At 64.6% G+C, this 9,691-nt stretch carries 7 protein-coding genes; 6 read left to right on the forward strand and 1 reads right to left on the reverse strand.

The annotated features are described in order from the left end of the window. Positions 1 to 24: 24 nt before the first annotated feature. The 3 genes from LN996_RS05490 to LN996_RS05500 all read left to right on the forward strand — a co-directional run bounded on the left by LN996_RS05490 (position 25) and on the right by LN996_RS05500 (position 3,469). Positions 25 to 1,230: an argininosuccinate synthase gene (locus tag LN996_RS05490; protein WP_159734867.1), complete on the forward strand. Its 1,206-nt coding sequence runs from the start codon at positions 25 to 27 to the stop codon at positions 1,228 to 1,230. Continuing rightward, positions 1,230 to 2,645 carry an argininosuccinate lyase gene (argH, locus tag LN996_RS05495; protein ID WP_231339220.1) on the forward strand — a complete coding sequence of 472 codons (1,416 nt, stop codon included), beginning with the start codon at positions 1,230 to 1,232 and terminating at the stop codon, positions 2,643 to 2,645. Before LN996_RS05490 ends, argH begins: the two co-directional genes overlap by 1 nt. An 86-nt stretch (positions 2,646 to 2,731) precedes the next feature. Then, the gene (locus tag LN996_RS05500) at positions 2,732 to 3,469 is read left to right on the forward strand and encodes a maleylpyruvate isomerase family mycothiol-dependent enzyme (RefSeq protein ID WP_231339222.1); all 738 of its coding nucleotides are present in this window, start codon (positions 2,732 to 2,734) and stop codon (positions 3,467 to 3,469) included. Between the two features lie 139 nt (positions 3,470 to 3,608). Here the strand turns inward: LN996_RS05500 and LN996_RS05505 are convergent, their stop codons facing one another. Beyond that, on the reverse strand, positions 3,609 to 5,099 hold the full coding sequence (locus LN996_RS05505; RefSeq protein WP_231339224.1) for a DNA-3-methyladenine glycosylase 2 family protein: 1,491 nt from the start codon (positions 5,097 to 5,099) through the stop codon (positions 3,609 to 3,611). A 95-nt stretch (positions 5,100 to 5,194) separates the two neighbouring features. On the opposite strand from LN996_RS05505, the gene LN996_RS05510 reads away from it, so the two are divergent. From LN996_RS05510 to tyrS, 3 genes are all read left to right on the forward strand, one after another. Beyond that, positions 5,195 to 5,851 (forward strand): DNA-3-methyladenine glycosylase, encoded by a 657-nt coding sequence (locus tag LN996_RS05510; RefSeq protein ID WP_231339249.1) that lies wholly within the window; start codon positions 5,195 to 5,197, stop codon positions 5,849 to 5,851. A 132-nt stretch (positions 5,852 to 5,983) separates the two neighbouring features. After that, positions 5,984 to 8,212: an ATP-binding domain-containing protein gene (locus LN996_RS05515; protein ID WP_231339230.1), complete on the forward strand. Its 2,229-nt coding sequence runs from the start codon at positions 5,984 to 5,986 to the stop codon at positions 8,210 to 8,212. A gap of 37 nt (positions 8,213 to 8,249) precedes the next feature. Beyond that, on the forward strand, positions 8,250 to 9,560 hold the full coding sequence (gene tyrS, locus LN996_RS05520; protein ID WP_231339231.1) for a tyrosine--tRNA ligase: 1,311 nt from the start codon (positions 8,250 to 8,252) through the stop codon (positions 9,558 to 9,560). The last annotated feature ends 131 nt before the right edge of the window (positions 9,561 to 9,691 follow it).

Below are 9,691 nucleotides of genomic sequence, written 5' to 3' on the forward strand. Positions count from 1 at the left end.
AAGCAACAACAAAGGAGCACTCTCGTGACTGAGCGCATTGTTCTGGCCTACTCCGGTGGCCTTGATACGTCCGTAGCCATCGGCTGGATCGGTGAAGCCACCGGTGCCGAGGTCATCGCTGTGGCCGTCGACGTCGGACAGGGCGGCGAGTCCCTGGAGACCATCCGCCAGCGCGCCCTTGGCTGCGGCGCCGTCGAGGCTTATGTGGCCGACGCCCGCGACGAGTTCGCCAACGAGTACGCGATGCCCACACTGAAGGCCAACGCCCTCTACCAGGGCCACTACCCGCTGGTTTCGGCCATCTCCCGTCCCGTCATCGTCAAGCACCTCGTCAAGGCTGCCCGCGAATTCGGCGCCACCACAGTCGCTCACGGCTGCACCGGCAAGGGCAACGACCAGGTCCGCTTCGAAGTTGGCATCCAGACCCTCGGCCCGGACCTGAAGTGCATCGCACCCGTCCGCGACCTCGCCCTGACCCGTGACAAGGCCATTGCCTTCGCCGAGGAAAAGGGACTGCCGATCGAGACCACCAAGAAGAACCCGTACTCGATCGACCAGAACGTCTGGGGACGCGCCGTCGAAACCGGCTACCTTGAGGACATCTGGAACGCACCCACCAAGGACATCTACGACTACACCGCTACGCCGGAATTCCCGCCGGCACCGGACGAGGTCACCATTTCCTTCCAGGCCGGCGTGCCGGTAGCGATCGACGGCGTCAAAGTCACCCCGCTGCAGGCCATCCAGGAACTGAACCGCCGTGCAGGCGCCCAGGGCGTTGGCCGCATCGACGTCGTCGAGGACCGCCTGGTCGGCATCAAGTCCCGTGAAATCTACGAAGCTCCGGGTGCCATGGCGCTGATTACCGCGCACAAGCACCTCGAGGACATCACCATCGAACGCGAGCAGGCCCGCTTCAAGGCCACCGTTGGCCAGCGCTGGTCCGAGCTGGTCTACGACGGCCAGTGGTTCTCCCCGCTCAAGCGCTCCTTGGACGCCTTCATTGAGGACACCCAGCAGTACGTTTCCGGTGACATCCGCATGGTCCTCCACGGTGGCCAGGCGATCGTCAACGGTCGTCGCTCCGAGACCTCGCTGTACGACTTCGACCTCGCCACCTACGACACCGGCGATACCTTCGACCAGTCCATGGCACGCGGCTTCATCGAGCTGTGGGGCATGTCCTCCAAGGTTGCCTCCGGCCGCGACCTGCGCGTCGCAGGCGAGTAATGACGTCCGCAACAAACGAAGGCGCACTGTGGGGCGGCCGGTTTGCCGGCGGTCCCGCGGATGCGCTGGCCGCACTGAGCAAGTCCACCCACTTTGACTGGCGGCTTGCCCGCTATGACATCGCCGGTTCCAAGGCGCACGCCCGCGTGCTGGCCAAGGCCGGACTGCTGGACAACGCCGAACTTGAAGGTATGCTCGCCGCCCTCACCCAGCTGGACGAGGACGTCGCCAGCGGCGCGTACCTTCCGGCCGAGAGCGACGAGGACGTGCATGGTTCGCTGGAACGCGGCCTCATTGAGCGCGCCGGAACCCAGTTGGGCGGCAAGCTCCGTGCGGGCCGTTCCCGCAACGACCAGGTGGCCACCCTTGGCCGCATGTTCCTGCGTGACCATGCCCGGATCATTGCAGGCGGTGTCCTTGCCACCATCGACGCCCTCGTTGAGCAGGCCAAGGCCCACCATGGCGTAGCCATGCCCGGCCGCACGCACCTGCAGCATGCCCAGCCGGTGTTGCTGAGCCACCATCTTTTGGCGCATGCCTGGGCTTTGCTTCGCGACGTGCAGCGTCTCCAGGACTGGGACAAGCGTGCCGGCGTTTCGCCGTATGGTTCGGGTGCGTTGGCGGGGTCATCCCTGGGCCTGGACCCCGAGGCCGTTGCCGCGGACCTGGGCTTCTTCTCGGCCGTCCACAACTCGATCGATGGCACCGCCTCCCGCGATGTCTTCGCCGAGTTCGCCTGGGTGTGTTCCATGATTGGCGTGGACCTGTCCCGGATCTCCGAGGAAGTCATCTTCTGGGCAACCAAGGAATTCTCCTTCGTCACGCTGCATGATTCGTACTCCACGGGGTCCTCGATCATGCCTCAGAAGAAGAACCCGGACGTTGCGGAGCTCGCCCGTGGCAAGGCAGGGCGCCTCATCGGCAACCTGACAGGCCTCCTGGCGACGCTCAAGGGCCTGCCGCTCGCGTATAACCGCGACCTGCAGGAGGACAAGGAACCGGTCTTCGATGCTGCCGACACCTTGGAGTTGCTGCTTCCGGCCGTGTCCGGCATGATTGCCACGCTCAAATTCAACACCGAGCGCATGGAATCACTGGCCCCGCAGGGCTTCGCACTGGCCACGGACATCGCGGAATGGCTTGTCCGCCAGGGCGTCCCCTTCCGCGAGGCCCACGAGCTCTCCGGTGCTGCGGTCAAGCAGGCCGAAGGCCGAGGCGTGGAGTTGTGGGACCTGACGGACGAGGAATACGCAGCAATCTCGGAGCACCTGACTCCCGAGGTCCGCAGCGTACTGAGCACGGAAGGTTCGCTCAACAGCCGTAATTCGCAGGGCGGAACGGCGCCGGCCGCCGTCGAACGCCAACTGGCGGCCTTGGAAGCGGAACTGGACGAAGCGCGCTCCTACGTCAGCTAGAACGCCAGGCGGGGCGGCATTTCGCAGCGATGCCTTTTGGGCAGAGCATTGCCAGGTGCCGTCCCGCTGTGCGTTAACATGGCGCTATGACTCAGATCACCCCCGACGCGCTGCCCGCAGAGCTTCACAAAGCCGCCGGCACCGTCACCCGCCTGCTCGCCAAACTGGACGACTCGTCCGTCGCTGAACCGTCGGAGCTTCCTGGCTGGACCCGGGGCCACGTCCTTGCCCACCTTGCCGGAATCTCCAACGCGATGGGCCGTCAACTTGAGTACGCGCGCCGCGGCGAGACAGTGGAACTGTACGACGGCGGCATGGACGGGCGTACCAAAGCAATTGAACTTGCCGCTGGACACAGCCTCGCGCAGCACACAGAGTCCCTCACCTCTGCGTTGGGGTCTGCTGTTTCCGCATTTGACGCTTTGGGACCTGACGATTGGCAAGCGCGCATCGCCTACAGGGACGGAACAGTGTTCGACGGCGGCCTCGCCTTGTGGCGCGAACTCACGATCCACGCCTCGGACCTGGGCCTGGGGTTCGGTCCGGAGACCTGGAGCCGACCGTTCTGCGAACACCTCATCGGGTTCCTCGCGGCACGCGTTCCCGAGTCGCGCAAGTTCGTCCTGCAGCCCACCGGCCTGCCCCCGCGGAGCATCGGCAGCGGCGGCACTTCGGTTGCCATCACGGGCATGCTCACGGACATCGCCGCGTGGCTTGCAGGCCGCGAGCCCAGCCTGGGAAGCCTCAGGGCTACGGCCGCTGCCGACGGAGTCGAGCTTCCGGATCTTCTCCCGTGGCCGGCTGCCCTGCCCGCCAACCGCTAAGCACCCAGACGCTGTCTCACGGATTTCCCTCTTTGGGGCGGCCCCCTCTCACGGATTTCCCTTTTTGGGGCGGCCCTCTCTCACGGCCCCTTGGAGAGAGGGACGGCCGGAAGGGGGCGGTTGGTGACAGGGGCGGCCCCTACGAGATTTTGGGCCGTGCCGCTGCCCGCCATAAGTGCATGGTCGCGTACGAGCGCCACGGGCTGACTTCCCGGAAATCCGCGCTGAGACCGGCCCCGGCGGGCAGGACCTTCAATCCGTTTCGCACCGCGGCATCATTGGCCAGGAAAACATCCGGAGAGCCGAGGACCCGCATTGCCACGTAGCCCACTGTCCAGGGCCCAATGCCGGGCAACGGGAGCAGCTTGCGTTCAAGGCCGGCAGGGTCGTCGCCGTAACCGAAGTCCAGTGCTCCTGTGGCCATCGCTTCGGCCGCAGCCACTATGGAATCGATCCTGCGTTGTGGTCCCCTGAGTAGTGCCCGGCCGTGCTCGGCGATCTCAACCGCCGTCGGAAACAAAGTCTCCAAGCCTGGGGCGCCGGCCCCGGCCGGGGAACCTGCGGCGGACAATTGCGTGAGTGCTGTTCGCGCCGCCGCCACGGTGATCTGCTGGCCGATCATGGCCCTCATTAGCAGTTCCTGGGGATCCATGGCTCCCGGGACACGAATTCCGGGGATGGCCTCCACACTGATAGCCAGCCGGGGGTCTGAGGCCAATGCGTCGTCAATGGCCTGCGGATCGGCGTCGAGGTCGAACAGTCGGCGCACCCGACTCAGCAGCGCGGGGAGATCGTGCAGGTCCACAGCCGTGGCCGTGAGCTGCAATGGTTTACCCACTGCCGAGGGGCTGTACTTCACCGAGAACGAAGCACTGCCCCCCGCGAGCCGGATGGTCCGGGCGTAGGTCCGGCTGCCGTCGGCCCCTGTTCCTGCCAGTTCGACTCCCGGGACCGCGCGAACTGCCAGGAAGTCGAAGATTCCCGGATCGAACGGTTCCCTGTAGGGCAGGGTCAGCGTCAGGGCCGCGGGAGCCGACTCGCAGGGAGCCGCAGAACCCCGGCGAACTCCGGATTTCACCCCGGTGGCGCGCAACGCCGTCGGGGTCATCGCGAACACCTCGCCGATGGTGTCATTGAATTGCCGCACGCTGTTGAACCCTGATGCGAAGGCTACATCCGCCAAGAGCATGGTGGTGGAGACCAAAAGGGTCCTGGCCGTCTGTGCCCTGCTTGCACGGGCCAAGGAGAGGGGACCGGCACCCAACTCGGTGCTGAGGATGCGGTTGAGCTGCCGTGCGGAGTAGCCCAATCTGTGGGCCAGTCCGTCAACGCCTTCACGGGTGATGACGCCGTCGTTGATCAGCCGCATTGCCCGGCCGGCGATGTCCGAGCGGATGTTCCAGGCGGGCGTTCCGGGGACAGCTTCGGGGAGGCACCTCTTGCAGGCCCGATACCCGGCTTCATGGGCAGCGGCGGAGGTTTCGTAAAAAGTGACGTTCTCAGCTTTGGGCGTCCGGGCAGGGCATGAGGGCCTGCAGTAGATTCCGGTGGAGCTCACGGCCGTAAAGAACTGGCCATCGAACCGGGTGTCGCGGGCGTCGATTGCCCTGTAGCGCTGCCAGAAGTCCATGGCTTCATCCTGCCAGCCCGCCAGTGACCCCTGCTAGCGGGAATCGGACATGGCCGTGGAGTGGGTCTTGCTAGGGTCTGGGCATGGGTTCGTTCATGGAAGACGGAATCAGCCACCCCGATGAAGTACGCAGTTTCCTCACAAGCGACGCGCGCGTCATCGCTCCGCTGATCCTGGGCTCCGTCCTGACATACCACTCCGATGCCGGTCCGGTCTCGGTCAGACTCACCGAGGTCGAGGCCTACATGGGTCCGCGTGGTTCGGAGCATCCCGACCCCGGATCCCATACATTCGGGGGTCCCACCGCCCGGAACGCGCCTATGTTCGGCCCGCCCGGTTACCTTTACGTCTACTTCACGTATGGGATGCACTATTGTGCCAACATCGTGTGCGGACCGGAGGGCTTCCCGTCTGCGCTGCTGCTGAGGGCTGGAGAAATTGTGGAGGGGGAGCAGCTTGCCGCCGTTCGCAGGCCGGCCTCCAAAACGCACAAAGACCTCGCCAGCGGCCCTGCCAGGCTCGCCTCCGCACTGGGACTCACGACGGCGGACACCGGCCGCGACGCCCTCGCGGAACCGTTCAGTCTGTGGTTACCCAAGACGCCGGCGGCGGCCGTGGCCAGCGGACCACGGGTTGGGGTGGCCGGGCCGGGCGGCACCACTGAATATCCGTGGAGATTTTGGATTGAAGACGACCCAACGGTGTCCCGGTACAAGGCGGCCCGGCCGCGAAACCGCACCGCCTCAGGGTGATTTGCCGCGAAAGCAACGCAGCCGGCAACGAACTTTATGTGACGCAGTCCGCTTGATGACTTGTACCCCGCACGTTTACCAAAATCGCTGTAGAATGGTAGGTCTGTCTTTTGCGATAGGGGTTACGGTTCGATGCACGATGCTGATTTGGTCCACGAGCAGGAATATGTAGCTGGGCTGTACGCCCGGCTCGATGAGCTGCGCGCAGAAAAGCGCGCCCAGCTGGCGCAGGTGCGCAGGGCCGGCGCGGTGGGAACCATGCAGAACGTCTCAGAACGTGACGCATTCGCGGCACTGTACGAAGACCGCCTGGCCCAACTCGACGCCGTCGACGATCGCTTGGTCTTTGGCCGTCTGGACCTTGATTCCGGGGAAGCCCAGTACATCGGCCGCATAGGCCTGTCCACGGCCGACCTCCAGCGGCTGATGGTTGACTGGCGTGCGCCCGAGGCCGGCCACTTCTACCAGGCCACCGCGTTCGACCGACAAGGCGTGCGCCGCCGTCGTCACCTGATCCTGCAGGGACGCGACGTCAAAGCCATTGAGGACGACGTCCTGGACGCCGGGATGCTCGCCGACAACGACTCCCTTCAGGGCGAAGGCGCGTTGCTGGCTGCGCTGAACTCCAAGCGCACCGGTCGTATGTCCGACATCGTCGGAACCATCCAATCCGAGCAGGACCGGATCATCCGTTCCTCCATCTCGGGTGCGCTCGTGGTCCAGGGCGGTCCCGGAACCGGCAAGACCGCTGTGGCCCTGCACCGTGCGGCCTACCTGCTGTATACCCACCGCGATCGCCTCAAGAGTGCCGGCGTTCTCCTCGTTGGACCGTCGTCGTCCTTCATGCACTACATCGAACGTGTGCTGCCCTCGCTCGGTGAAACAGGCGTGGTCATGGCAAGCCTGGGGCGCCTCATGCCCGGAATCCACGCCGTACCGGAGGAAGACGCCGACGTCGCCGCTCTCAAGGGCAAGCTGGATATGGCCAAGGTGGTGGCCAACGCCGTCGCGAACCGCCAGCGGACACCGGCCGAGGACCGCATCCTCGAAGTTGATTCCCGCAAGCTGACACTGACCGTCCGTCAGGTTCGCCGTGCCCGTGAGAAGGCCCGCGCTACCGGCAAGCCGCACAACGAAGCCCGCCTGACGTTCGTCAAGATCCTGTTGCGAGAACTCACGGAACAGCTGACGGACCTTGTGGAGGAATCGAACATCGGCAACAACGCCGATCGCGCCTACTTGGCCGAAGATGTCAGGTCTGCACGGGACGTGCGCATCATGCTTAATCTTTGCTGGATGCCGATGACCCCGGAAAAGCTCATCTCCGAGCTCTTCAGCAAGCCGGCCATCCTTGAAGCTTGCACGCCGCACCTCACGCCCGGACAACGTGCGCTGCTGCAGCGCCCTGTAGACGCTCCGTGGACGGAAGCCGACGTCCCGCTGTTGGATGAGGCTGCCGAACTGCTGGGTGAGCTGGATCCGGCTGCGGGCAGGGGACTGGCCCAGCAGGAAGCGGATCGCGCCCGCGACGTCGCCAATGCAAAGCAGACTTTGGCGAACATGGAAGCAATGGGCGTCGACGTTCTTGTGTCGGCTGAGGAGCTCGCCGACCAGAATCAGGAACGTGAAGGACGCCTGACGGCGGCCGAGCGTGCCACCAGCGACCGTTCATGGGCCTTTGGCCACATCGTGGTTGACGAGGCCCAGGAACTATCACCCATGCAGTGGCGGCTCCTGGTGCGGCGCTGCCCGCTGAAGTCCTTCACCATCGTGGGTGACATTGCCCAAACCAGTGCCGCCGCTGGTGCTAATTCGTGGCAAAGCGCCTTGGCGCCGTCGTTCGGTGACCGCTGGACGCTCGAAGAACTCACCGTCAACTACCGCACGCCGTCCCAGATCGCAGAGGCCGCGGTCCGCATGGCCAACCGTGCCGGCCTCGTTGTCTCGGCGCCCAAGGCCGTACGCGAAGGTAAATGGTCACCCATCGTGGACCACGTGGAGGCAGATGGCATTGTGAAGCGCCTGGTTGAAATCCTGCCGGAGGAAGTCGAAGCGATCGACGGCGGCCTGCTGGCTGTCATCGCCGACGGACCGTTGCTGCCCCAGGCCACAGCGGCACTGCGGGAGGTCTACGGCCGCCGGATCGGCGCCGGGGCCGGCAGCTACGAGCAAGACATCGTGGTGATCAGCCCCAAGGAAGCCAAGGGCTTGGAATTCGATGGCGTTGTGGTCCTGGAACCGGCGGCAATGTTGAACCACGACCATGGCAAGGTGGGCGATCTCTACGTTGCCATGACCCGGGCAACGCAGCGGCTGCGCCTCATTGCTGCCGCGCCCGTACCTGCCGGCATCGAGCGCTAGGAAAAACGGGCCCTGCAATCCTGCTAACTTAGATCTCGTGTCACACGTAAACAACCTCGAGTCCCAGCACAACGATCCCGCCTTTGCCAACGTCTGGCAGGAGCTCAAATGGCGCGGCCTTGTCCACGTTTCCACTGATGAAACGGAACTGGAAAAGCTGCTCGCCGGGGACCCGATCACGTATTACTGTGGCTTCGATCCCACCGCGCCCTCGCTGCATCTGGGCAACCTTGTGCAGTTGCTGGTGATGCGCCGCCTGCAGTTGGCCGGTCACAAACCTTTGGGCCTGGTGGGTGGATCCACCGGCCTCATCGGCGACCCGCGTCCGACGGCGGAACGCACCTTGAACACTAAGGACACCGTTGCGGAGTGGGTCGGCTACCTTCAGGGCCAGGTGCGTCGCTTCCTTAGTTTCGACGGCGAAAATTCCGCCCGCATGGTCAACAACCTGGACTGGACGGCGCCGCTGAGCGCAATCGACTTCCTGCGTGAAATCGGTAAGCACTTCCGCGTGGGCACGATGCTCCGCAAGGATGCCGTCGCCTCGCGCCTGAGCTCGGACGAAGGCATCAGCTACACCGAGTTCAGCTACCAGATCCTGCAGGGAATGGACTACCTCCAGCTCTTCCGCGACTACGGCTGCGCCTTGCAGACGGGCGGCTCGGACCAGTGGGGCAACCTCACCAGCGGCACTGAACTCATCCGCAAGGTGGAGGGCAAGAGCGTGCACGCCATGGGTACGCCGCTCATCACCAACTCCGACGGCACCAAGTTCGGTAAGAGCGAGGGCAACGCCATCTGGCTGGACCCGGACATGTGCAGCCCGTACACGTTCTACCAATTCTGGCTGAACACTGCTGACGCGGACGTGGTGGACCGACTCAAGGTCTTCACGTTCCTCTCGCGCGCTGAAATTGAGGCGCTTGGACAAGCCGTGTCGGAACGTCCATTTGCCCGTGAAGGCCAGAAGAAGCTCGCTTTCGAAGTGACTTCCCTGGTCCACGGCGTCGACGCTACCGAGAAGGTCATTGCCGCTTCAGCCGCGCTCTTCGGAAACGGCGATCTTACGGTTCTGGACGAACGCACACTCGAAGCCGCTACGGCGGAACTTCCTTCGGCAAAGATCGGCACCGACGGACTGGGGATCATCGACCTCCTGGTTGCCTCGGGTCTGTCCGACAGCAAGTCCGCTGCCCGTCGGACTGTGGGGGAGGGCGGCGCGTACGTGAACAACACCAAGGTCTCCGATCCCGACGCCGTCATTGCCCAGGATCAACTGCTGCATGGCCGCTACCTGCTCCTTCGACGTGGCAAGAAAAATCTGGCCACCATTGAGGTTTCGGCCTAGGAATCCTGAAGTAGTCAGGGGGGGGGCGCCCGCGGGTTTTTGGGGGCGGGGGGGGGGGGGCGGGGATGTTTGGGGGGGGGTGTTATAAAAAACAAAGCACCCGCCCCGCCAACGGCGCCAACGATGGGGGA

It is taken from the genome of Arthrobacter sp. AK01 (assembly GCF_021109375.1).
GTDB lineage: Bacteria > Actinomycetota > Actinomycetes > Actinomycetales > Micrococcaceae > Arthrobacter.

Coding starts and splice junctions, on each gene's coding strand:
- LN996_RS05510 (WP_231339249.1), top strand. CDS start 5,195: ATGGAAGACGGAATCAGCCACCCCGATGAAGTACGCAGTTTCCTCACA.
- argH (WP_231339220.1), top strand. CDS start 1,230: ATGACGTCCGCAACAAACGAAGGCGCACTGTGGGGCGGCCGGTTTGCC.
- LN996_RS05500 (WP_231339222.1), top strand. CDS start 2,732: ATGACTCAGATCACCCCCGACGCGCTGCCCGCAGAGCTTCACAAAGCC.
- LN996_RS05515 (WP_231339230.1), top strand. CDS start 5,984: ATGCACGATGCTGATTTGGTCCACGAGCAGGAATATGTAGCTGGGCTG.
- LN996_RS05505 (WP_231339224.1), bottom strand. CDS start 5,099: ATGGACTTCTGGCAGCGCTACAGGGCAATCGACGCCCGCGACACCCGG.